This is a genomic window from Spiroplasma endosymbiont of Tipula paludosa, assembly GCF_964264785.1.
Taxonomy (GTDB): Bacteria; Bacillota_I; Bacilli_A; order Mycoplasmatales; family Nriv7; genus Nriv7.
Genome location: NZ_OZ183484.1, coordinates 70,236 through 93,338 on the forward strand (window position 1 = coordinate 70,236; position 23,103 = coordinate 93,338).

The window sequence follows — 23,103 nt, forward strand, 5'->3', positions numbered from 1 at the left end:
TAATTTATGAATATATCATTTGGACGGTATTTACCATATAATTCTCTTGTTCATCGCCTTGACCCTAGAATTAAAATGCTATCAATAATTGCTTTAATTGCAGCCGTTTTTATTAATACTGGTTTTACCGGTTATATTTTAACCGGAACAGTAATTATTAGTATTTTCTTTATTTCTAAATTACCATTGCGATTATTATTTTCTTTGTTTAAGTTTGTTATTTTTGTAACTTTAGTATTATTAGTATTAAATTTTTTTCTTATTAAACCTGAATTTAATGCGGATAAACAACCACTTTGAGAGACAGTGGGTCTCATATATCAACCAGCTAAGTTTAAGATTCTTATTGTGTCTTGAAAAGCGATTTTAACGGCATTATATATTTCATTAAGAATTTATTTGATGGTTTTAGTAACAACGATTTTGACATCAACAACAAAACCATTGGATTTAACATTAGCTTTGGAAGATTTAATGTGACCTTTGAAGTTAATTAAAATTCCTGTTCATATTATTTCAATTATCATTTCAATGGCATTAAGAATGTTACCAACTTTATTTGAAGAAGCAATGCGAATTAAAAAAGCACAAGCATCAAGAGGGATGGATTCTAAAAATGGTAAATTTAAAGATAAAATTAAGTCCATCGTTTCTTTAATTATTCCTTTACTAGTATCATCATTTCAAAAAGCTGAGGATATGGCTTATGCAATGGATGCTCGGGGTTATGACCCCCATCAAAAAAGAACGCGATTTCGTCAATATCGGATTGGATTTTTAGATGTATTCATTTTAATTTTAATTCTTTGTTTTTTAGCATTAGTGGTGGTGTTATCTACTAATATTGGTAGTGAATGATTAAATCATTGTGATGTTTGAAAACCGATGCGTTATGTTGATCAGTTTGTTTGACGCTTAATAGAATATTAAAAATAATGGTTTCTTATTTATTATCCATTAGTTATGATGGTAGCAAATATTGGGGATGGGCCCGTCAAAATAATAAAATTACTGTTGAAGGTTCATTAATGGCAGTTATTACTAGTGCTTTTAATTGTGAGTTTAAAATTCAAGTAGCAAGTCGTACCGATAAAAAAGTTCATAGTTATGACCAAAAAGTTAAATTATCATTTAATATTGTCTTAAAACCAAAACAATTACAATGAATTTTAAATAATAAATTACCTAATGATATTTATATTACTAATTGTTGCATTGTTGCTAATGATTTTCATGTGCGAAAAAAATGTGTTTTGAAAACATATCATTATCAGATTAATTGTGGGTCTTACAATGTCTTTCAACAAAGATATATTTATCAATATAACAAACCGTTACGAAAAAGAAATTTACAAAAGATTGCTAAGATTTTTGTTGGAACTTATGATTTTTCTAATTTTTCTTTATTAAAAGATAAGGAAACTATTAATCGGGTGCGAAATATTAAGAGTATTAAAATTAAAAAAACATCAAGATTTAGTGATAATTATTATTAAAGCCCCAAGTTTTATTCGTCATCAAGTAAGAATGATTGTTGGCAGTATTTTAGCTTGTTATGAAGGAAAAATATCGTTAACACAGTTGCAAGAAAAATTATTAAATCCTTTAGCTTTGAAAACTAAATATCAAGTATCTGGTGAAGGGTTGTATTTAATGAATATTAAGTATTAAATTTTTATTTTAATTTATATGCCAAATTGTAAAGTTAAGTGCAACTAAATTATTTTTCTAACCAAATATTCGATTGGCGAAAGATAATTTAGTATTTTTCTTGGTCTTTGGTTTAAAGACAATATAAATTTATGAACTGCATTTTTAGTAGTGTTTGAAAAATTTAATTTTTTAGGAAATTTTTCTCTAATTAAACCATTAGTATTTTCATTAGTACCTCTTTGTCAAGGTGAATATGCATCAGCAAAATAAATTTTCACATTTAAATTTTTTTCAAGTTGTTGTCAATTAGCAAATTCTTTACCCCTATCAAATGTTATAGTCTTAACAAGATTATTTGGAAGAATTGATAAATAATGACTAATATTTTTGTTAATAACTTTAGTAGTTCTATTTTCAACTAATATTGCTAAAGTAAATCTTGATGTTCATGTTCTTTCAACTAAAGTTATTAAACATGATTTACTTTTACCTCGTGATGATACTACAGTATCACCTTCTCAATGGCCAAGAGTTATGCGATTATTAACATTTCGTTCTTTAATGGATTTACCATTAAATTTACCCCGATTTTCTTGAGATTTTCGTTTCTTACCTTTTCTTCTTAAATTTTTACTAGTAACCTTTTCAAGTAATCCAGAATAAATTCAATTGTAAATTGTTTTAAAACTAATAATTCATTCTTGATGAAAATTTTTAATTCTGCCATAAATTTGTTCAGGCGATCAACCTAATAATAATTTTTGTTGTACATATTTTACTAATTCTCTATTTTTAAATTTATGAAAATAAACATGTAATTGTTTTCTATTTTCTGCTTTATTTTGTGCAATTAATGAAAAATAATGATTATTATCTTTATTTCTATTAACTTCTCGATTAATAGTACTAATACTTCGATTAAGATTTTTAGCTATTTCACTAATTTTTACTTTAAATTTCAATTGATTCTCAATATAAATTCTTTCATCTATGCCAAGATGTTTGTATCCCATATAAAAACTCCTTAAATTTACTTTTTCTAAAATAAACTTAGCATCATGAAATTTTTATATGAAATCTTTTGCAATTTTATTTACTTGCACTTACAAGTATAATTCAGCAATAATAAAAATGATGATAGTTGAATTAGTAAAGGTAATATTGTAAATTCACAAATAAATAAATACATTTAAGTAAGTAAAAATATTAGTTAAAATTTAATAATTTTTTATTGTGTAAAAATTCAATAATATGATAAAATGGTAATGAATAAAAATGACAATAACAAGAAAGGTAGGGTTAGTTTAGTAATTAAATAATATAATTAGCTGATTGTTTTACTTCTTCAAAGCAATACCTAAGAAAACTAAACGCGACCAGCATTATAATGAATTAGTAAATGTTAATAATGTTAATTATAATTATGATGATTTATTTATGAAGATTAAAAATAATGATGGGGTAGTTTTTTATGTTATTAATATAATGGACTTTTTTGGAAGTTTAATTTGGCAGTATCATTATCAATTAAAGAATTTAAGATTTTATCTAATAATTAATAAAATTGATACCATAATGCAATATATTGCTTTTAATAAACTTAAAGATTGGGTTAGAAAACAAATAACATTAATTGGACTAGAACCAATTGATATTATTCTTATTAGTAGTACAAAAAATTATTTTATTGATGAATTTGTTGAATTTTTAAAAAAACAACAAACTGATATTTATTGAATTGGAAAAACTAATGTTGGTAAAAGTTCATTAATTAATAAGGTATTATCATTACAACAACAGTTTTCTCGTAAATTACCATTAATGAGCTATTTTCCTAATACAACAATGAATCTCATTGCTATCGCTTATCGTGATTACTTATATTTTTATGATACTCCAGGATTTTCTAATAGTAATGAATTAAATTATTATTTAAATAATAATGCTTATCATAATTTAATTTTTGATTCAAAAATTAAAAGTAAAACCTATCAATTGGAATATGGACAAACAATAACTATTGTGGGATTATTTCAATTTTCATTTATTGAAGGGTTAGCAACATCATTTCATTTTTATGGTTCTAATAAATTAGTTTTACATCGTAGTAAGATTGAAAATTGTTCGCGAATTTGAAAGCAACAAATTTTACTTTTAAAACCAAAAACTAAAATGGTTGAACATCAAATTAAAATTTCTAAAAATAATGAAGAAAAAATTGGCATTCAAATTTATGGTTATGGATGAATTTCATTTAAAGCTCGAAAGCAACAATTGAGGTTGTTATTACCCGAAAATTGTGATTATCAAATTATTAAACCAATAGTATAATCAGAAAGGAATAAGATGAAAATTATTATTTTTGGTGGGAGTTTTGATCCTATTCATAATCAACATAAAGAAATTATGCTTCAAGCTTATGAACAATTAAAAGCTGGTATGCTTTTAATTGTTCCTGCATATTGTTCACCTTTAAAAAAACGCCAATTAACTAATTCCCTTCATCGGATTAAAATGATTAATCTTGTCATTAGTAAATATCCTTGAATGAAGTTAGAAACTTGTGAGGTAGATCGTCAAGGCATTTCCTATACGATTGATACGGTAATATCTTTACAAGAAAAATATGGTTTTAATCATCAATATTATATTATTATTGGTTCTGATCAAGCTAATAATTTGCAGCGCTGACATAATATTGCGATTTTAAAAACTAAAGTTATTTTTGTTATTGCTCAAAGAGCCGAATATCTTTTAAATGAAAAAATATTACAATCATATAATAAAGTTATTTTACAACCACTTTTTGCTAATATTAGTTCAACTAAAATTCGCCAAGGAATGATAACAACAATTGATTCTAAAGTTTTAGCATATATTAATGATAATTTACTTTATATTGCTGATCGTTTGTTATTACATATGGATAAAACTCGTTATCTTCATTGTTTAAATGTAGGAACAATGGCAAAACAATTAGCGAATCATTATCAAGTTAATTGTTTAAAAGCCGAAATAGCAGGTGTTTATCACGATATAACTAAACAATGAGAAGATGCTCAACATCAGCAATATTTACAACAGTATTTACCACAATTTTTAAGTGAACCCGTACCAACTTGACATTCAAAAACAGGAGCATTATATTTAGAACATCATTTAGGTTTTAATGATAAAGAAATTTTATTAGCAATTAGTAATCATACTACTGCTGCTGTTACAATGAGTAATTTAGATAAAATTATTTTTATTGCTGATAAAATTTCTTTTGAAAGAAATTATCCTCATATTGATAATTTACGAAAATTAGCCTTTACGAATCTTGATGAAGCTTTTAAAAAAATTTTTTATTATCATTATTTAGAAGTAGTTAATAAAAATGGTATTGATAATATTGGTCAAGAAATTGAAAAAGTTTATAAAAAATTTTTTTAAATTATGATAGCTAATTATATAATTAATTGTAAGGAGAATAAAAATGAAAAAAATTAGTCGTAGTTTTTCAGTTAAAGGTTTTTATACATTGATTTTTGCTATTGTTGGTACAATTGTTTTAATTTGAGATTTTATTGATTATTTATTTTTCCATTCTTATTTAGCAAAATATGATTTATTATATACTGATAAAGGAACAATTTTTATTTCTTTTTTTACGCAACAAACTAATATTATTGTTATTATTTATTTTTATTTTGTGGCATATTTTCATTTTACTTATCAAAAACTAGACATCCATTCCTTTTTGATTCGTTTATTTGTTACGGTATATATTGCTGTTACTTCAATAGTTTTTACGGCTGGTTTATTACCAGGAATTGTTAATAAAACTACATATGACCTTAAAGGTTGAATTTTTACCGCATTTTTACATTTTATTATTCCGATAGGAATGCTTATTTATTTTTTTTGAATGTCAGGTAAATTTCATTATGATTTACGAAGATTTAATCGTCAATCATTATATAAAGTTTATATTTATCCATTTTTTTATTTTTTGTTTATAATGGTCCGTGGTGAACTTCGCCATCAAAATTCATTTATTGATAGTCTTTATGAGAAATTTCCCTTAGAAAGTTTTGATTTAGAATATCCTTATTGATTTTTAAACTATCATCATTATACTTATGGTATTGCAACAATTACGGTAACATTTTTATTTATATGCTGAATTATACTTGTAAGTGCAAGTAAATAAAATTGCAAAAGATTTCATATAAAAATTTCATGATGCTAAGTTTATTTTAGAAAAAGTAAATTTAAGGAGTTTTTATATGGGATACAAACATCTTGGCATAGATGAAAGAATTTATATTGAGAATCAATTGAAATTTAAAGTAAAAATTAGTGAAATAGCTAAAAATCTTAATCGAAGTATTAGTACTATTAATCGAGAAGTTAATAGAAATAAAGATAATAATCATTATTTTTCATTAATTGCACAAAATAAAGCAGAAAATAGAAAACAATTACATGTTTATTTTCATAAATTTAAAAATAGAGAATTAGTAAAATATGTACAACAAAAATTATTATTAGGTTGATCGCCTGAACAAATTTATGGCAGAATTAAAAATTTTCATCAAGAATGAATTATTAGTTTTAAAACAATTTACAATTGAATTTATTCTGGATTACTTGAAAAGGTTACTAGTAAAAATTTAAGAAGAAAAGGTAAGAAACGAAAATCTCAAGAAAATCGGGGTAAATTTAATGGTAAATCCATTAAAGAACGAAATGTTAATAATCGCATAACTCTTGGCCATTGAGAAGGTGATACTGTAGTATCATCACGAGGTAAAAGTAAATCATGTTTAATAACTTTAGTTGAAAGAACATCAAGATTTACTTTAGCAATATTAGTTGAAAATAGAACTACTAAAGTTATTAACAAAAATATTAGTCATTATTTATCAATTCTTCCAAATAATCTTGTTAAGACTATAACATTTGATAGGGGTAAAGAATTTGCTAATTGACAACAACTTGAAAAAAATTTAAATGTGAAAATTTATTTTGCTGATGCATATTCACCTTGACAAAGAGGTACTAATGAAAATACTAATGGTTTAATTAGAGAAAAATTTCCTAAAAAATTTAATTTTTCAAACACTACTAAAAATGCAGTTCATAAATTTATATTGTCTTTAAACCAAAGACCAAGAAAAATACTAAATTATCTTTCGCCAATCGAATATTTGGTTAGAAAAATAATTTAGTTGCACTTAACTTTACAATTTGGCATAAATTTAAAAATAGAGAATTAGTAAAATATGTACAACAAAAATTATTATTAGGTTGATCGCCTGAACAAATTTATGGCAGAATTAAAAATTTTCATCAAGAATGAATTATTAGTTTTAAAACAATTTACAATTGAATTTATTCTGGATTACTTGAAAAGGTTACTAGTAAAAATTTAAGAAGAAAAGGTAAGAAACGAAAATCTCAAGAAAATCGGGGTAAATTTAATGGTAAATCCATTAAAGAACGAAATGTTAATAATCGCATAACTCTTGGCCATTGAGAAGGTGATACTGTAGTATCATCACGAGGTAAAAGTAAATCATGTTTAATAACTTTAGTTGAAAGAACATCAAGATTTACTTTAGCAATATTAGTTGAAAATAGAACTACTAAAGTTATTAACAAAAATATTAGTCATTATTTATCAATTCTTCCAAATAATCTTGTTAAGACTATAACATTTGATAGGGGTAAAGAATTTGCTAATTGACAACAACTTGAAAAAAATTTAAATGTGAAAATTTATTTTGCTGATGCATACTCACCTTGACAAAGAGGTACTAATGAAAATACTAATGGTTTAATTAGAGAAAAATTTCCTAAAAAATTTAATTTTTCAAACACTACTAAAAATGCAGTTCATAAATTTATATTGTCTTTAAACCAAAGACCAAGAAAAATACTAAATTATCTTTCGCCAATCGAATATTTGGTTAGAAAAATAATTTAGTTGCACTTAACTTTACAATTTGGCAATTTAGTTGCACTTAACTTTACAATTTGGCGTTTTTAAAACAATTTACAATTGAATTTATTCTGGATTACTTGAAAAGGTTACTAGTAAAAATTTAAGAAGAAAAGGTAAGAAACGAAAATCTCAAGAAAATCGGGGTAAATTTAATGGTAAATCCATTAAAGAACGAAATGTTAATAATCGCATAACTCTTGGCCATTGAGAAGGTGATACTGTAGTATCATCACGAGGTAAAAGTAAATCATGTTTAATAACTTTAGTTGAAAGAACATCAAGATTTACTTTAGCAATATTAGTTGAAAATAGAACTACTAAAGTTATTAACAAAAATATTAGTCATTATTTATCAATTCTTCCAAATAATCTTGTTAAGACTATAACATTTGATAGGGGTAAAGAATTTGCTAATTGACAACAACTTGAAAAAAATTTAAATGTGAAAATTTATTTTGCTGATGCATATTCACCTTGACAAAGAGGTACTAATGAAAATACTAATGGTTTAATTAGAGAAAAATTTCCTAAAAAATTTAATTTTTCAAACACTACTAAAAATGCAGTTCATAAATTTATATTGTCTTTAAACCAAAGACCAAGAAAAATACTAAATTATCTTTCGCCAATCGAATATTTGGTTAGAAAAATAATTTAGTTGCACTTAACTTTACAATTTGGCATATACAATTTTTCTTGTTCAATATTAAGTTTCTCATAATCTAATTTATTAGCTTTTTTTAAAGTATAACGAGCAACATAACCCGCACTCTGATAAGTAACTCGACCAATTTTATGTATTCCTTTTCCTCAAATACGGTCAACAACTTTACTAATAAAGTATGGATGACCTAGTTTTGAGACCTCTCCGGTCAATTCCAAGTCCATTTAATGGTAGACCAAAGAAACAGATGTGATAATGGGGTCTCTGTGTGCGAGAACCATATTCTGAACTTGCTAAGTACTTAATATCAAATATATTTTCACGTTCAAAATTTTTACGTAAAGAATTAATAAATCTTTTTAAATCAGAATATCGACAAGTATATCTACCTTCATCATTAATCGGAATAAATTCATCAGCATAAGTCAAAGTAATAAATCAATTATCATTAGAACTTTTACATTCCAAAGCTGAACGTACTGCTCACTCCTTAGAATTATCTAATTTACATCCGATACACTTACGACAAGGAACAGCATTGTTATTTTTATAATAGCGGTTCATATCTTTTGTAAGTTTTTCAATACAATTAAATCTTTTAAATTTTGCTTTTTCACCCTTTTTCAAGTTATAAACTTGAATTGGTTTTAAACATCCCATAAATTCTCCCAAAAATTTTTTGCGTCAACGGGGCATATCTCTCTTGAATATACTATAGACTTGGTACATAACTATAACATTTTATGCCGACTAAACTATAAAATTCATTTTTATCTTTGTATTTATCTAACATTTGTATTTCATCTAAAAAATAATTATCAAAATAGTAGATAAAATTAAAGGTTATGTACCAAGTCTAATGATTCATCGCGGTGATTTTGACAAATTTAATTATTCTTATCTTTATTGAACACCAATATTTAATTTTGTTGACACCTTAGAAAAAGGCTATTACAAAGAATTTACCATTAAAAACCACGGTTTTAAAGATGATGAAAGCTATTTTTATTATAAAACTTCTAGCAATGAAGATAAAATAAATGAAAATGTTTTGAAAATTAAAGCATTTAATAAAACCTTAATTGCAGGAAATAATTATTTACAATTATTACATGGTGAAAATGAAATGTGAAAATATGACACCGAAAAGACTAATGATTATTACTTAATTAAGTGTCTTTTTGGTACTTTAAATTATCTCAATGTTAAATTTAGTTTTCTACGCTATGACTCCGACTTAAGAAATGACATTTACCTTTATTTTAAAAACAACATTCCTAATATTAACAACAGCGATTACAAAAATGTTTTTGACGAAATCTATGAAATTCTTGGCAACTTCTTTGCCAGTTTATTTTATGCGACTTTTGATATGGACGAAAAAACTCATACCGAAATTGATTTTAAGGGTATAGAAAACTATAAGAAGAATTACTTTATTCAAATTGGTTTCTTTTATCGCTCATTAATTACCTTTTATCCCAAAAAATACTTAATCAATGTTACCGGTAACTCGGAATTATTACTAAGAAGTTATTTTTTTACTTTTGATAAAAAAACGCACCAAGAAGATTATAATGCTATTAAAAATAAAAATAGCATTTATCAAATTGATTTTAATGTCCTTAAATCTTATGATAATAAACTCATCACCTTGCCAACCAACAAGACTGTTAACAGTATTAATTATCTCAATACCGATATTGATATTCGTTACGGTATTAATATTTTTACCTTAACCTTTCCTTTGTACCATAAGCAAAATACCGCTAACTACAATTTTAAAATTTATGACTTTAATGTCCTTAATTCCACAGCATTTATCCCTGATGGTTCCACCAATTCAGAATGGGATGACCTAATTCCGCCAGCAAATTGCAAATATTCCGGACGATGAATACCAACCTTTAATGATATTGGTTGTGCCATTCAGAATGCTAGTATTAAAATAGACTTGGTACATAACCTTTAATTTTATCTACTATTTTGATAATTATTTTTTAGATGAAATACAAATGTTAGATAAATACAAAGATAAAAATGAATTTTATAGTTTAGTCGGCATAAAATGTTATAGTTATGTACCAAGTCTAATGATTAACTGAATATTGACAGCGTCACAAATCATTACCATTTTACGCCCGCTAGCGATTATTGCAAAAGCAACAGTTAACTTTTCAACCACCATTTTTCCAGTTTTTAAAACGGTACCAGCCTTTTATTATACCTTTCAATTTTTAATCGGTTTTGCCATTTTTCTAATGATATTAAGGGTTTTCCTATAATATATATATATATATATATTATATATTAGACTTGGTACATAACCTTTAATTTTATCTACTATTTTGATAATTATTTTTTAGATGAAATACAAATGTTAGATAAATACAAAGATAAAAATGAATTTTATAGTTTAGTCGGCATAAAATGTTATAGTTATGTACCAAGTCTATTATTAGCAGTATTAGCGGGATGCATATTATTATTTTTAAAAAGAAAAGATAATAAGCGCTTAAAAATATCAGCTAGTTAATGAAATCAATATTAAATTAATATTAAGTCGCTTTTAAATTTAAAAGCGACTTTTTGTTGCAAATAAACGAAAGTTATTTCATAATAGACTTGGTACATAACCTTTAATTTTATCTACTATTTTGATAATTATTTTTTAGATGAAATACAAATGTTAGATAAATACAAAGATAAAAATGAATTTTATAGTTTAGTCGGCATAAAATGTTATAGTTATGTACCAAGTCTATTGAAAAAATAAAATAATAAAGGAATTAAAATAATGAAAATTTTAAGTACAATAGTTGTTTCAGGATTAACGATATTATCCGTAACTTCTTGCTCCAATAAAACAAATAGACCAGCACCGTTAGACTTAGACAGTAAAAAAAGTAATCAAGTTTCTGAAATTAACTTAGAAAAAGCAGAATTTACAATATGAAAAAATGAAAATCCTTATAAACCTGCATCAACGTGAAAAACAGAATTACAATTTTTATTAAATGACATAGAAAAGCAATCAGGAATAAAACCGATAAATCCTGTGGAAGAATTATGAAACAATAAAGGACGAATTCAAAGTTATATAAACCAAAATCAAATTAATATTATTAAAAAACTTAACGAATTACAAATAAATACAAAATGAACAGGAGTTGAAAAAGAACAAAAACAAAATATTAAAATAAAAAATATTAAAATAAAATTTGAATACCAAAAAGATATCTTTGCCGGCGCAAGATGAAACTGATGAAAAATACTAGAATTTGATGCAAAATCAGAAACCAATTAAAATAAACACTTTTAAATAACTACTCAAGCAACCACCACAGAAATGCATTTTTCTATGATAACAATAATATTAAATAACTAAGCAACTTTTAAATTTTTTCTTCTTTCTATTTTGACAAAATAAAAATCAGTAATTAATTAAAATTACTGGTTTGAATATTTTTCTTATTTTTTAACAAGATATTAAACTTGTTATACTTTTTTCAATTAAAGTGATTGTTCCTATAATAATTAATATTTTTTTATATATATTGTTATTTCTTAAACTAATATAATTTTATTTTCATCCCATTTTTCATTTCTATCTGTTTCAACAAAAATATAAGTATAAAAATTAGAATTAATTAAATCACATAATTTTTCATTGAAATGTGAAAAATGTTCTCAAATAAAATTAGCAGCTTTTTCATAATCACTATCTAAAATTCCGCCCAAAAAATTACCCGTCTCATCTATTTGTCTAATTTTTTTAAATAAACTTATTAAATATTCTTTAAAAGTTACTTTATTTTTTAAATGCCAAATTGTAAAGTTAAGTGCAACTAAATTATTTTTCTAACCAAATATTCGATTGGCGAAAGATAATTTAGTATTTTTCTTGGTCTTTGGTTTAAAGACAATATAAATTTATGAACTGCATTTTTAGTAGTGTTTGAAAAATTAAATTTTTTAGGAAATTTTTCTCTAATTAAACCATTAGTATTTTCATTAGTACCTCTTTGTCAAGGTGAATATGCATCAGCAAAATAAATTTTCACATTTAAATTTTTTTCAAGTTGTTGTCAATTAGCAAATTCTTTACCCCTATCAAATGTTATAGTCTTAACAAGATTATTTGGAAGAATTGATAAATAATGACTAATATTTTTGTTAATAACTTTAGTAGTTCTATTTTCAACTAATATTGCTAAAGTAAATCTTGATGTTCTTTCAACTAAAGTTATTAAACATGATTTACTTTTACCTCGTGATGATACTACAGTATCACCTTCTCAATGGCCAAGAGTTATGCGATTATTAACATTTCGTTCTTTAATGGATTTACCATTAAATTTACCCCGATTTTCTTGAGATTTTCGTTTCTTACCTTTTCTTCTTAAATTTTTACTAGTAACCTTTTCAAGTAATCCAGAATAAATTCAATTGTAAATTGTTTTAAAACTAATAATTCATTCTTGATGAAAATTTTTAATTCTGCCATAAATTTGTTCAGGCGATCAACCTAATAATAATTTTTGTTGTACATATTTTACTAATTCTCTATTTTTAAATTTATGAAAATAAACATGTAATTGTTTTCTATTTTCTGCTTTATTTTGTGCAATTAATGAAAAATAATGATTATTATCTTTATTTCTATTAACTTCTCGATTAATAGTACTAATACTTCGATTAAGATTTTTAGCTATTTCACTAATTTTTACTTTAAATTTCAATTGATTCTCAATATAAATTCTTTCATCTATGCCAAGATGTTTGTATCCCATATAAAAACTCCTTAAATTTACTTTTTCTAAAATAAACTTAGCATCATGAAATTTTTATATGAAATCTTTTGCAATTTTATTTACTTGCACTTACAAGTATAATTCAGCCTTGCACTTACAAGTATAATTCAGCAAATAAAAAACTTCTTTTATTTTAATAGCAGTATCTCTCGCTAAATTTATTTTAATAACGTCATGACATAAAAAACAATAATCTACTTGAAAATAATCATTATAATTATAAACTGGTGTTAAATCATTTGCAGAAGAGCAAAGTTCGTTATTATTTAAATCTCTTCTTATTCTTTTATTATAATTACGATTATTGTAATCTCTAATACAAAAATTAAAAAAGGCTAATGCCCCAGGACGAGAAAGTATTGATATTTGGTTGGGCAGTTCTGTTAAAATATTTGTTAAAAGTTTAATTCTATTATAAAATTGTTCTGAATTTCGACTTCAATTATTTACAATATTATGTATATTATCGTCATTTCAATTTATTGAATGATTTTGTGATAGTCGGTGCCCTTCTTCTATTCTATATCTATTTGAGAAAAATCTTTGATTTATTAAATTTCGAATACTATTAAATCTTAAACTTTCTGATGTATAAAAAATTATATTTGTCAAAGACCCCTCTATGCTAATATTGCCATTAATGTTATTACGATTTCCTTGAAAAGATATTAAATTAATAAAAGATTCATACATTTCACTTCACGAAACAGAATGATTGTCAGGAGTTAAATTAATATAATTACTCGAAAAACCTAAATTTTCTGACCTATATCCACCAATACTTCTGGTTGTAGAATCATCAAAATGATAATAACTATTAATCGTTTCATGATTATGAATCAAATAATAACTTGTTGTATCCCTTTCAAACGTTATGCCATAGCCTTGCAAATATAAATCTCTTGATCTAAAAACTAAATTTATTATATTATTTTGAATTGATATTGAAATAATGAAAATGTTATTATCATCCAAATGATTATTTAAAGCATATGGTCTTGTTGAACTACCATCAGAATTAGATGTAGTTGAAACAACAATATTTCTATTTATTAAAAAATTAATAGTCCATTTTATTAATTCCAAAAAATTATTATCTTCAGGATTTTTTTTAATTTCTCATTGAATTGTATTGATATTATTATTTCTTTTACTTCTCTTTAAAGTTTCTAAATTATTTTTTTGTTGATAATTAATTTCGTTATTTATTAGACTTGGTACATAACTATAACTAGCTTAATTCAAAATTATATATTCCTGAAATTAAGTTAAATCGTAATCCAAATCTTCTAATCTTATTGCGATAACGATAAACTAGTATTTTAAATCTTTTTAATCTAGCAAAAACATGTTCAATGGCAATTCTAACTTTACTTAAAAAGCTATTATATTCCTTTTTATCTGGATTTAAGGGATTATTTTTACTCTTTTTAATTGGCAATAATGTATTTTTATGAACATTTTGCAAACCTTGATAGCCTGAATCGGCAATTAATTCTAATTTTGGATTTATAAGTGTATTTGATTTTAAAAATAACTTATAATCATGAATACTGCCATAACAAAAATCTACTGAAATAATTTTATTGTTAAATAAATCAATAATTATTTGTGATTTTAATGAATGTTGCCTTTTCTTACCAGAAAATAATAATTTTAGTTTTTTTTAATTCTTTCAATTGGAATTTCTGTAGCATCAATTGCTAATAAATTATTATTAGTAACTTTATGTTCCAATAATATCTTTTTGCCAGGTATATGAAAGTGACTATTTTTTATTAGAGTATTTTCAACTCAAAAGATATTACGAATACAACTAACATGACTAATATTATATTTTTTTGCAATAATACGATATGTACTATATTCTTTTCAGTATTCTAAAGTCATAAGTAATCTTTGCTCTATTGATAATTTATTTGGTCTACCACCAATTTGTTTTTGTTTAGCTTTAGCTTCTTTTAAAATTTCTACCATTTTCATGAAAGTTTTATATTTTATGCCTATTAGACTATAAAATTCATTTTCGTCTTTGTATTTATCTAACATTTGTACTTCACCTAGTAAATAATATTATCAAAATAGTAGATAAAATTAAAGGTTATGTACCAAGTCTTATATATAAATAATAATATACTATGCCCCGTTGACGACAAGAAATTTATTTTATATACTATGCCCCGTTGACGACAAGAAATTTAATATACTATGCCCCGTTGACGACAAGAAATTTATTTTATATACTATGCCCCGTTGACGACAAGAAATTTATTTTAAATATACTATGCCCCGTTGACGACAAGAAATTTATTTTAAATATACTATGCCCCGTTGACGACAAGAAATTTATTTTAAATATACTATGCCCCGTTGACGACAAGAAATTTATTTTATAAATTTCGCCGACGAAACAATCAAATTTTTCAAATTATTTTGATATAAATCGGTACGCATATTAGTTCCTTTGGCATTTGCTAAATCACCTAATAGACGAGCACTTGAACCAATAATATTGGAAATAATTCCCGCGGATTGTCCACCAGCTCCGCTAGAACCAGCAGGAACAGCACCAGCAGCACTAGTAAAAGCAGTAAGGGGATTAACCCCTGCTTTTTTCATATCTTCAGTTCCGCGCTGTCATTGGGTGTTGGCCATTCGCTCTTGAAAATCACGATTTAACTGATTTTGTGTTCTGGCGCTACTTGCACCAACACCTAAAATATCGGTAATAACATTTTTAATTCCTTCTCCGAATTTATCAAAACCAGATTGTGTGTTTTCATTAATATTAGGATATACATCTTTAAAATCATTCATAAGAAATCTCCTAAATTCTATCAATACCGGGAATACTAAATACCGGCATTGGTCGTTCATGTTTAACTTCAAAATAAAAATCAGCTTGAAATTGTGGCATATCATTAGTTGATTTAACAGCAAGAGTCCGGTCAATATTAGCCTTATCTTCTTTCAATCATTCAGCAGACAATTTAGGTAAAGAAGAATAATTATCACCATAATGATAATAATCTAAACCTTTCTCAACACTACGCATCATTCCAGTAATCTTATTGAATTTAGTACGATAAGAAGCTCAAGCCTCACTATAACCAAAAATTTCATCATCAACAGTAGTGGTACCACCACTAAAATAAATTTCTTTATTTTTAATTGGTTGTTCACCGATATTAGCAAATATTGGGTCATAAAAATCATTACGAGTACTACGAGTTCATAATTGTTCTAATCCTTGTTGATACGAATGTTCATATCGAACAGCAGCAACCAAAATTAAATAACCATGTTCCAAAAAAGTTTTATTAATTAAACTTTGACTTAAAAAACTTTCACCAAAAGCAGATAAATTTGCTTGAGCACTATCAGAAACAGTACTTGAAGTTTGCGGAACAGTATTGACATTTAAAGGTTTACGATAACCACCTAAATACTCAGCACGCTGTTGAGTTGCATCTAAAGAATTAACACCAAAATGTGAACGCAAATATTCAACATAACGCGTACCACTACGAGCATCTTTTTCTAACATATGCTGATATGTTATCGCTTGTCGTAAATCATTAATAGAAATACCTGTAGCTTTAGATAAATCAGCATATAAATTATTAGGATAAAGTTCATCTTTAGGTGCAACAGTTAAAGGATTTGTCAAATCTAGACCAGCAATTGAATAAGGATATTTACCATCAACATTTTTCCCTACCATACCAAGACGACCGGCAGCTTGTTTTTGACTATCAAAATCTGTACCATCAGTTTTACTAAATGTCAACGGATTTCATTTTCCTTTAATAACTGGTTGTTTATCAGTATGAATAGGAGCAGAACCGCCAATATTTAAATTAATAGCATCACCTTTTTGTGGTTTAGGCAGAGCACTAGTAAAATAATCATGATACTTATTAGTAATAAAAGGCATACCACCTAATTCTAAATCTTTAACTCAATCAGTACCATTAGAACCAGTTCCCGTAGAATTAGTTTTATTAATATGAGCTACTGATTGTAAATTTTGGTCGCGAAATCAATCATTAACAATTTGAGTATAAGCTCTAAAAGGTAAAGCACTAACCTTTAAACCTTTTTTATTAATAGGTAAACCCATATAATCAGCAATTGTACCAATTTTTCAACCATCAGTAGGAGAATTAACAGTCGGAACTAAAATTTCGCTAGAAACAGCCCAAGGGTCTTCATTTTCACCAAAAAATTTCTTAAAATCATCTCAAATAATCCGATTTGGAACAAAAAAACCATAAACATCAATATTCGCAACATCCATAACCGGTTTTAACATCGTAGTTTGTCGAATAAGAGCTTTAATATCTAATTTAACATTATCACCAGGCAAAATCTCATCCAAATAAATTGGAACTAAATCACCTGCATTAAAAGCAGTAATAAGCTTGCTATTTCTAACAAACATTGAATGTTGCGGAGAACTATTTAAAGTATTCCCAAAATTATAAACTAATTTATTTTTTTTCATCTACTTCTTCTCCTTTTACATCTAAATCATCTTTAATATCTTCTTGTTTATGATTTTTATTATCATTATTCAAACTTTTTAAATAATCATTAATAACATTTAAATTATCAATATTTTTTAAAAGATTTAAAGTTTCCATTGCTGAACTTGGTAACTGCGATAAATCAACATATGAACCTTCTTTAAAATTCAAATTTACAATTTCGCCGGTTCCATATCTATCAATCATTTCATTTAAAGTTGTACCAACACCAGCTTCCTGGATTTCATTAGACTTGGTACATAACCTTTAATTTTATCTACTATTTTGATAATTATTTTTTAGATGAAATACAAATGTTAGATAAATACAAAGATAAAAATGAATTTTATAGTTTAGTCGGCATAAAATGTTATAGTTATGTACCAAGTCTAAAGAAACAATTTATAAGCTGAATTATACTTGTAAGTGCAAGTAAATAAAATTGCAAAAGATTTCATATAAAAATTTCATGATGCTAAGTTTATTTTAGAAAAAGTAAATTTAAGGAGTTTTTATATGGGATACAAACATCTTGGCATAGATGAAAGAATTTATATTGAGAATCAATTGAAATTTAAAGTAAAAATTAGTGAAATAGCTAAAAATCTTAATCGAAGTATTAGTACTATTAATCGAGAAGTTAATAAGACTTGGTACATAACCTTTAATTTTATCTACTATTTTGATAATTATTTTTTAGATGAAATACAAATGTTAGATAAATACAAAGATAAAAATGAATTTTATAGTTTAGTCGGCATAAAATGTTATAGTTATGTACCAAGTCTATTATATATATTTGCTACTTTACTAACTCGTAAAGAAACTTCACCAGTATCTTTACTAACAACTCTTTCATAAATCTTATATTCAGCTTTACCACTCTCAGAAGGAACACTGACATTTTCAAATTCCTTATAAATTTTTTTCATGTTTTTTACCTTTCATAATATTTTTATTTTGTTGTTCAATTCAAGATGAATAACCATGATTATCTAAATAATCTTTTAAGACATCTAAATCTTTATCAATATTTTTACTTTTAATATATATCGACCTAATTGTTTCAATAATTAAAACAATAATCCCAGCACTAATAAGCATCGCTGAAATAATCACATAAGCTGGTCAATCAATATTTAAATGAGTATGTCCTATAAGACAAATAACAATTCCAGCTATAAAAAATAATGACGAAATTCCAAAGACCTTTAAAAACATAATAATGTCTTTAATACTAATTTTTGACATAAAAAACTCCTTTCTCTTGTTTTGAGAAAGGAACAGATGGTACAATATACCAGGGAAGGAATTACTGTGATTAATTCCTTTCTCATATATCAATTATACATAAAAAAAGAAATTATTTAAAATAATTTCTTTTTTAAGATTCTATTTTTTAGAAATTTTCTTTAATATAACAATTATAACTATAAGAGTAATTAAAATTAAAAGACCCATAATATATATATTAAATTAGAATCTTATTCCACCACGAGATGTGGAACGAAATAGATTAGCAGCACGAACAGTTTTTGCAGTATTGCTCAAATAACGACGATGTGCTTTAGTATTATTAACTTTTTTACGAAATGCCATTTTATATTACCTCCTTATGTGTAATAATATATTAAAGCTATTTGTTATCTTTGACAATACGCTTTAAACTTTTAACTCTCTCATGAAGGATATGGTCTTTATTACCCAATAGTTTGACATATCCAACACCAGCTTCTTGAACAGAAGCAGTTAAATTAAATTTCGCATTAACAATGCGATTTTTTTTTATTGCTTCTAAATGTTCAGCATTCTGCTTCTCATAAAGTCGGTCAAAATAACGCGGTGGTTGAAGCTTTATCAAACCTTTCTCAGTATTTAAATTAATAACATCATATTGATAAATATCTTCAAAATTATCTTCAAAATATTTTTTACCAATTCCCTTACTCATATACAATTTTTCTTGTTCAATATTAAGTTTCTCATAATCTAATTTATTAGCTTTTTTTAAAGTATAACGAGCAACATAACCCGCACTCTGATAAGTAACTCGACCAATTTTATGTATTCCTTTTCCTCAAATACGGTCAACAACTTTACTAATAAAGTATGGATGACCTAGTTTTGAGACCTCTCCGGTCAATTCCAAGTCCATTTAATGGTAGACCAAAGAAACAGATGTGATAATGGGGTCTCTGTGTGCGAGAACCATATTCTGAACTTGCTAAGTACTTAATATCAAATATATTTTCACGTTCAAAATTTTTACGTAAAGAATTAATAAATCTTTTTAAATCAGAATATCGACAAGTATATCTACCTTCATCATTAATCGGAATAAATTCATCAGCATAAGTCAAAGTAATAAATCAATTATCATTAGAACTTTTACATTCCAAAGCTGAACGTACTGCTCACTCCTTAGAATTATCTAATTTACATCCGATACACTTACGACAAGGAACAGCATTGTTATTTTTATAATAGCGGTTCATATCTTTTGTAAGTTTTTCAATAGACTTGGTACATAACCTTTAATTTTATCTACTATTTTGATAATATTATTTACTAGGTGAAGTACAAATGTTAGATAAATACAAAGACGAAAATGAATTTTATAGTCTAATAGGCATAAAATATAAAACTTTCATGAAAATGGTAGAAATTTTAAAAGAAGCTAAAGCTAAACAAAAACAAATTGGTGGTAGACCAAATAAATTATCAATAGAGCAAAGATTACTTATGACTTTAGAATACTGAAAAGAATATAAGACTTGGTACATAACTATAACTAGCTTAATTCAAAATTATATATTCCTGAAATTAAGTTAAATCGTAATCCAAATCTTCTAATCTTATTGCGATAACGATAAACTAGTATTTTAAATCTTTTTAATCTAGCAAAAACATGTTCAATGGCAATTCTAACTTTACTTAAAAAGCTATTATATTCCTTTTTATCTGGATTTAAGGGATTATTTTTACTCTTTTTAATTGGCAATAATGTATTTTTATGAACATTTTGCAAACCTTGATAGCCTGAATCGGCAATTAATTCTAATTTTGGATTTATAAGTGTATTTGATTTTAAAAATAACTTATAATCATGAATACTGCCATAACAAAAATCTACTGAAATAATTTTATTGTTAAATAAATCAATAATTATTTGCGATTTTAATGAATGTTGCCTTTTCTTACCAGAAAATAATAATTTTAGTTTTTTTTAATTCTTTCAATTGGAATTTCTGTAGCATCAATTGCTAATAAATTATTATTAGTAACTTTATGTTCCAATAATATCTTTTTGCCAGGTATATGAAAGTGACTATTTTTTATTAGAGTATTTTCAACTCAAAAGATATTACGAATACAACTAACATGACTAATATTATATTTTTTTGCAATAATACGATATGTACTATATTCTTTTCAGTATTCTAAAGTCATAAGTAATCTTTGCTCTATTGATAATTTATTTGGTCTACCACCAATTTGTTTTTGTTTAGCTTTAGCTTCTTTTAAAATTTCTACCATTTTCATGAAAGTTTTATATTTTATGCCTATTAGACTATAAAATTCATTTTCGTCTTTGTATTTATCTAACATTTGTACTTCACCTAGTAAATAATATTATCAAAATAGTAGATAAAATTAAAGGTTATGTACCAAGTCTAATACAATTAAATCTTTTAAATTTTGCTTTTTCACCCTTTTTCAAGTTATAAACTTGAATTGGTTTTAAACATCCCATAAATTCTCCCAAAAATTTTTTGCGTCAACGGGGCATATCTCTCTTGAATATACTATGCCCCGTTGACGACAAGAAATTTATTTTATAAATTTCGCCGACGAAACAATCAAATTTTTCAAATTATTTTGATATAAATCGGTACGCATATTAGTTCCTTTGGCATTTGCTAAATCACCTAATAGACGAGCACTTGAACCAATAATATTGGAAATAATTCCCGCGGATTGTCCACCAGCTCCGCTAGAACCAGCAGGAACAGCACCAGCAGCACTAGTAAAAGCAGTAAGGGGATTAACCCCTGCTTTTTTCATATCTTCAGTTCCGCGCTGTCATTGGGTGTTGGCCATTCGCTCTTGAAAATCACGATTTAACTGATTTTGTGTTCTGGCGCTACTTGCACCAACACCTAAAATATCGGTAATAACATTTTTAATTCCTTCTCCGAATTTATCAAAACCAGATTGTGTGTTTTCATTAATATTAGGATATACATCTTTAAAATCATTCATAAGAAATCTCCTAAATTCTATCAATACCGGGAATACTAAATACCGGCATTGGTCGTTCATGTTTAACTTCAAAATAAAAATCAGCTTGAAATTGTGGCATATCATTAGTTGATTTAACAGCAAGAGTCCGGTCAATATTAGCCTTATCTTCTTTCAATCATTCAGCAGACAATTTAGGTAAAGAAGAATAATTATCACCATAATGATAATAATCTAAACCTTTCTCAACACTACGCATCATTCCAGTAATCTTATTGAATTTAGTACGATAAGAAGCTCAAGCCTCATTATAACCAAAAATTTCATCATCAACAGTAGTGGTACCACCACTAAAATAAATTTCTTTATTTTTAATTGGTTGTTCACCGATATTAGCAAATATTGGGTCATAAAAATCATTACGAGTACTACGAGTTCATAATTGTTCTAATCCTTGTTGATACGAATGTTCATATCGAACAGCAGCAACCAAAATTAAATAACCATGTTCCAAAAAAGTTTTATTAATTAAACTTTGACTTAAAAAACTTTCACCAAAAGCAGATAAATTTGCTTGAGCACTATCAGAAACAGTACTTGAAGTTTGCGGAACAGTATTGACATTTAAAGGTTTACGATAACCACCTAAATACTCAGCACGCTGTTGAGTTGCATCTAAAGAATTAACACCAAAATGTGAACGCAAATATTCAACATAACGCGTACCACTACGAGCATCTTTTTCTAACATATGCTGATATGTTATCGCTTGTCGTAAATCATTAATAGAAATACCTGTAGCTTTAGATAAATCAGCATATAAATTATTAGGATAAAGTTCATCTTTAGGTGCAACAGTTAAAGGATTTGTCAAATCTAGACCAGCAATTGAATAAGGATATTTACCATCAACATTTTTCCCTACCATACCAAGACGACCGGCAGCTTGTTTTTGACTATCAAAATCTGTACCATCAGTTTTACTAAATGTCAACGGATTTCATTTTCCTTTAATAACTGGTTGTTTATCAGTATGAATAGGAGCAGAACCGCCAATATTTAAATTAATAGCATCACCTTTTTGTGGTTTAGGCAGAGCACTAGTAAAATAATCATGATACTTATTAGTAATAAAAGGCATACCACCTAATTCTAAATCTTTAACTCAATCAGTACCATTAGAACCAGTTCCCGTAGAATTAGTTTTAT

36 protein-coding genes are annotated in these 23,103 nt (G+C 25.9%); 16 read left to right on the forward strand and 20 right to left on the reverse strand.

Features of this window, described 5'->3' with window-relative positions; translation table 4 throughout:
• The first annotated feature begins 6 nt into the window (after positions 1-6).
• From ACFEL5_RS00400 to ACFEL5_RS00410, 3 genes are read left to right on the forward strand one after another with little or no spacing between them, the layout of a single operon-like run.
• Positions 7-930 (forward strand): energy-coupling factor transporter transmembrane component T family protein, encoded by a 924-nt coding sequence (locus ACFEL5_RS00400; protein WP_338968319.1) that lies wholly within the window; start codon positions 7-9, stop codon positions 928-930.
• Between the two features lie 5 nt (positions 931-935).
• Positions 936-1,496, forward strand: coding sequence for a hypothetical protein (locus ACFEL5_RS00405; protein WP_375315428.1), 561 nt, complete (start codon positions 936-938; stop codon positions 1,494-1,496).
• Positions 1,480-1,671: a hypothetical protein gene (locus ACFEL5_RS00410; RefSeq protein ID WP_375315429.1), complete on the forward strand. Its 192-nt coding sequence runs from the start codon at positions 1,480-1,482 to the stop codon at positions 1,669-1,671. Before ACFEL5_RS00405 ends, ACFEL5_RS00410 begins: the two co-directional genes overlap by 17 nt.
• A 44-nt stretch (positions 1,672-1,715) precedes the next feature.
• Here ACFEL5_RS00410 and ACFEL5_RS00415 read toward each other — a convergent pair whose 3' ends face one another.
• Entirely contained in the window at positions 1,716-2,666 is a 951-nt protein-coding gene (locus tag ACFEL5_RS00415; protein ID WP_375315430.1) for an IS30 family transposase, read from the reverse strand.
• A gap of 472 nt (positions 2,667-3,138) precedes the next feature.
• Between ACFEL5_RS00415 and ACFEL5_RS00420 the strand changes: the two genes are divergently transcribed.
• From ACFEL5_RS00420 to ACFEL5_RS00445, 6 genes are all read left to right on the forward strand, one after another.
• Positions 3,139-3,984 carry a GTPase gene (locus ACFEL5_RS00420; RefSeq protein WP_375315431.1) on the forward strand — a complete coding sequence of 282 codons (846 nt, stop codon included), beginning with the start codon at positions 3,139-3,141 and terminating at the stop codon, positions 3,982-3,984.
• 15 nt (positions 3,985-3,999) lie between these two features.
• On the forward strand, positions 4,000-5,088 hold the full coding sequence (locus ACFEL5_RS00425) for a nicotinate-nucleotide adenylyltransferase (protein WP_375315432.1): 1,089 nt from the start codon (positions 4,000-4,002) through the stop codon (positions 5,086-5,088).
• 43 nt (positions 5,089-5,131) lie between these two features.
• The gene (locus ACFEL5_RS00430) at positions 5,132-5,848 is read left to right on the forward strand and encodes a hypothetical protein (RefSeq protein ID WP_375315433.1); all 717 of its coding nucleotides are present in this window, start codon (positions 5,132-5,134) and stop codon (positions 5,846-5,848) included.
• Positions 5,849-5,924: 76 nt separating this feature from the next.
• A complete protein-coding gene (locus tag ACFEL5_RS00435) occupies positions 5,925-6,869 on the forward strand; it encodes an IS30 family transposase (RefSeq protein ID WP_338966716.1) in 945 nt (314 codons plus the stop codon).
• A 95-nt stretch (positions 6,870-6,964) separates the two neighbouring features.
• Positions 6,965-7,627, forward strand: coding sequence for an IS30 family transposase (locus ACFEL5_RS00440; RefSeq protein ID WP_338968999.1), 663 nt, complete (start codon positions 6,965-6,967; stop codon positions 7,625-7,627).
• 31 nt (positions 7,628-7,658) lie between these two features.
• Complete coding sequence (locus ACFEL5_RS00445) at positions 7,659-8,303, forward strand: IS30 family transposase (RefSeq protein ID WP_375315320.1); 645 nt, start codon at positions 7,659-7,661, stop codon at positions 8,301-8,303.
• On the opposite strand, the gene ACFEL5_RS00450 is transcribed toward ACFEL5_RS00445, so the two are convergent.
• A complete protein-coding gene (locus tag ACFEL5_RS00450; protein ID WP_375315434.1) occupies positions 8,300-8,521 on the reverse strand; it encodes a hypothetical protein in 222 nt (73 codons plus the stop codon). The two genes, ACFEL5_RS00445 and ACFEL5_RS00450, sit on opposite strands and share 4 nt — an antisense overlap.
• Positions 8,478-9,005: a rolling circle replication-associated protein gene (locus tag ACFEL5_RS00455; protein ID WP_375315435.1), complete on the reverse strand. Its 528-nt coding sequence runs from the start codon at positions 9,003-9,005 to the stop codon at positions 8,478-8,480. The genes ACFEL5_RS00450 and ACFEL5_RS00455 overlap by 44 nt, the downstream gene beginning before the upstream one ends.
• 163 nt (positions 9,006-9,168) lie before the next feature.
• Here ACFEL5_RS00455 and ACFEL5_RS00460 point away from each other — a divergent pair, with 163 nt between their 5' ends.
• The 4 genes from ACFEL5_RS00460 to ACFEL5_RS00475 all read left to right on the forward strand — a co-directional run bounded on the left by ACFEL5_RS00460 (position 9,169) and on the right by ACFEL5_RS00475 (position 11,616).
• Positions 9,169-10,281 carry a hypothetical protein gene (locus ACFEL5_RS00460; protein WP_375315436.1) on the forward strand — a complete coding sequence of 371 codons (1,113 nt, stop codon included), beginning with the start codon at positions 9,169-9,171 and terminating at the stop codon, positions 10,279-10,281.
• A gap of 43 nt (positions 10,282-10,324) precedes the next feature.
• Positions 10,325-10,594 carry a hypothetical protein gene (locus ACFEL5_RS00465; RefSeq protein WP_375315437.1) on the forward strand — a complete coding sequence of 90 codons (270 nt, stop codon included), beginning with the start codon at positions 10,325-10,327 and terminating at the stop codon, positions 10,592-10,594.
• A 92-nt stretch (positions 10,595-10,686) separates the two neighbouring features.
• Complete coding sequence (locus tag ACFEL5_RS00470; protein ID WP_375315438.1) at positions 10,687-10,845, forward strand: hypothetical protein; 159 nt, start codon at positions 10,687-10,689, stop codon at positions 10,843-10,845.
• Between the two features lie 261 nt (positions 10,846-11,106).
• Entirely contained in the window at positions 11,107-11,616 is a 510-nt protein-coding gene (locus tag ACFEL5_RS00475; protein ID WP_375315439.1) for a hypothetical protein, read from the forward strand.
• Positions 11,617-11,876: 260 nt separating this feature from the next.
• Here ACFEL5_RS00475 and ACFEL5_RS00480 read toward each other — a convergent pair whose 3' ends face one another.
• The 8 genes from ACFEL5_RS00480 to ACFEL5_RS00515 form a co-directional block, all read right to left on the reverse strand.
• Positions 11,877-12,050, reverse strand: coding sequence for a hypothetical protein (locus tag ACFEL5_RS00480; RefSeq protein ID WP_375315440.1), 174 nt, complete (start codon positions 12,048-12,050; stop codon positions 11,877-11,879).
• 107 nt (positions 12,051-12,157) lie between these two features.
• Complete coding sequence (locus ACFEL5_RS00485) at positions 12,158-13,102, reverse strand: IS30 family transposase (RefSeq protein WP_338966716.1); 945 nt, start codon at positions 13,100-13,102, stop codon at positions 12,158-12,160.
• A 90-nt stretch (positions 13,103-13,192) separates the two neighbouring features.
• On the reverse strand, positions 13,193-14,209 hold the full coding sequence (locus ACFEL5_RS00490) for a ribosome-inactivating family protein (RefSeq protein ID WP_375315441.1): 1,017 nt from the start codon (positions 14,207-14,209) through the stop codon (positions 13,193-13,195).
• A 145-nt stretch (positions 14,210-14,354) separates the two neighbouring features.
• Entirely contained in the window at positions 14,355-14,777 is a 423-nt protein-coding gene (locus ACFEL5_RS00495) for a transposase family protein (RefSeq protein ID WP_342224593.1), read from the reverse strand.
• A gap of 2 nt (positions 14,778-14,779) precedes the next feature.
• The gene (locus tag ACFEL5_RS00500; RefSeq protein ID WP_375315019.1) at positions 14,780-15,172 is read right to left on the reverse strand and encodes a transposase family protein; all 393 of its coding nucleotides are present in this window, start codon (positions 15,170-15,172) and stop codon (positions 14,780-14,782) included.
• A gap of 336 nt (positions 15,173-15,508) precedes the next feature.
• Positions 15,509-15,940, reverse strand: coding sequence for a hypothetical protein (locus tag ACFEL5_RS00505; protein ID WP_375315442.1), 432 nt, complete (start codon positions 15,938-15,940; stop codon positions 15,509-15,511).
• Between the two features lie 10 nt (positions 15,941-15,950).
• Positions 15,951-17,630: a major capsid protein gene (locus ACFEL5_RS00510; protein WP_375315443.1), complete on the reverse strand. Its 1,680-nt coding sequence runs from the start codon at positions 17,628-17,630 to the stop codon at positions 15,951-15,953.
• Positions 17,617-17,859 (reverse strand): hypothetical protein, encoded by a 243-nt coding sequence (locus ACFEL5_RS00515; RefSeq protein ID WP_375315444.1) that lies wholly within the window; start codon positions 17,857-17,859, stop codon positions 17,617-17,619. Before ACFEL5_RS00515 ends, ACFEL5_RS00510 begins: the two co-directional genes overlap by 14 nt.
• Positions 17,860-17,966: 107 nt before the next feature.
• On the opposite strand from ACFEL5_RS00515, the gene ACFEL5_RS00520 reads away from it, so the two are divergent.
• Together ACFEL5_RS00520 and ACFEL5_RS00525 are read left to right on the forward strand one after the other, a co-directional pair.
• Complete coding sequence (locus ACFEL5_RS00520) at positions 17,967-18,092, forward strand: hypothetical protein (protein WP_375315445.1); 126 nt, start codon at positions 17,967-17,969, stop codon at positions 18,090-18,092.
• Between the two features lie 76 nt (positions 18,093-18,168).
• On the forward strand, positions 18,169-18,513 hold the full coding sequence (locus ACFEL5_RS00525) for a helix-turn-helix domain-containing protein (RefSeq protein WP_375315446.1): 345 nt from the start codon (positions 18,169-18,171) through the stop codon (positions 18,511-18,513).
• 54 nt (positions 18,514-18,567) lie between these two features.
• On the opposite strand, the gene ACFEL5_RS00530 is transcribed toward ACFEL5_RS00525, so the two are convergent.
• The 4 genes from ACFEL5_RS00530 to ACFEL5_RS00545 form a co-directional block, all read right to left on the reverse strand.
• Positions 18,568-18,903: a hypothetical protein gene (locus tag ACFEL5_RS00530; RefSeq protein ID WP_375315447.1), complete on the reverse strand. Its 336-nt coding sequence runs from the start codon at positions 18,901-18,903 to the stop codon at positions 18,568-18,570.
• 225 nt (positions 18,904-19,128) lie between these two features.
• The gene (locus ACFEL5_RS00535; protein ID WP_375315448.1) at positions 19,129-19,251 is read right to left on the reverse strand and encodes a hypothetical protein; all 123 of its coding nucleotides are present in this window, start codon (positions 19,249-19,251) and stop codon (positions 19,129-19,131) included.
• A 37-nt stretch (positions 19,252-19,288) separates the two neighbouring features.
• The gene (locus ACFEL5_RS00540) at positions 19,289-19,795 is read right to left on the reverse strand and encodes a hypothetical protein (RefSeq protein WP_375315449.1); all 507 of its coding nucleotides are present in this window, start codon (positions 19,793-19,795) and stop codon (positions 19,289-19,291) included.
• Positions 19,752-20,147 carry a rolling circle replication-associated protein gene (locus tag ACFEL5_RS00545; protein ID WP_375315450.1) on the reverse strand — a complete coding sequence of 132 codons (396 nt, stop codon included), beginning with the start codon at positions 20,145-20,147 and terminating at the stop codon, positions 19,752-19,754. The genes ACFEL5_RS00540 and ACFEL5_RS00545 overlap by 44 nt, the downstream gene beginning before the upstream one ends.
• Before the next feature lie 88 nt (positions 20,148-20,235).
• Here ACFEL5_RS00545 and ACFEL5_RS00550 point away from each other — a divergent pair, with 88 nt between their 5' ends.
• Positions 20,236-20,484 carry a hypothetical protein gene (locus tag ACFEL5_RS00550; RefSeq protein ID WP_375315109.1) on the forward strand — a complete coding sequence of 83 codons (249 nt, stop codon included), beginning with the start codon at positions 20,236-20,238 and terminating at the stop codon, positions 20,482-20,484.
• Here ACFEL5_RS00550 and ACFEL5_RS00555 read toward each other — a convergent pair.
• From ACFEL5_RS00555 to ACFEL5_RS00575, 5 genes are read right to left on the reverse strand one after another with little or no spacing between them, the layout of a single operon-like run.
• The gene (locus tag ACFEL5_RS00555; protein ID WP_342224593.1) at positions 20,444-20,866 is read right to left on the reverse strand and encodes a transposase family protein; all 423 of its coding nucleotides are present in this window, start codon (positions 20,864-20,866) and stop codon (positions 20,444-20,446) included. The genes ACFEL5_RS00550 and ACFEL5_RS00555 overlap by 41 nt on opposite strands.
• Positions 20,867-20,868: 2 nt before the next feature.
• Positions 20,869-21,261: a transposase family protein gene (locus ACFEL5_RS00560; RefSeq protein ID WP_375315019.1), complete on the reverse strand. Its 393-nt coding sequence runs from the start codon at positions 21,259-21,261 to the stop codon at positions 20,869-20,871.
• A 52-nt stretch (positions 21,262-21,313) separates the two neighbouring features.
• Positions 21,314-21,442 carry a hypothetical protein gene (locus tag ACFEL5_RS00565; RefSeq protein ID WP_375315451.1) on the reverse strand — a complete coding sequence of 43 codons (129 nt, stop codon included), beginning with the start codon at positions 21,440-21,442 and terminating at the stop codon, positions 21,314-21,316.
• 41 nt (positions 21,443-21,483) lie between these two features.
• Positions 21,484-21,915, reverse strand: a complete 432-nt coding sequence (locus ACFEL5_RS00570) for a hypothetical protein (protein WP_375315442.1) — start codon at positions 21,913-21,915, stop codon at positions 21,484-21,486.
• Positions 21,916-21,925: 10 nt separating this feature from the next.
• Entirely contained in the window at positions 21,926-23,035 is a 1,110-nt protein-coding gene (locus tag ACFEL5_RS00575) for a major capsid protein (protein ID WP_375315452.1), read from the reverse strand.
• Positions 23,036-23,103 lie beyond the last annotated feature (68 nt).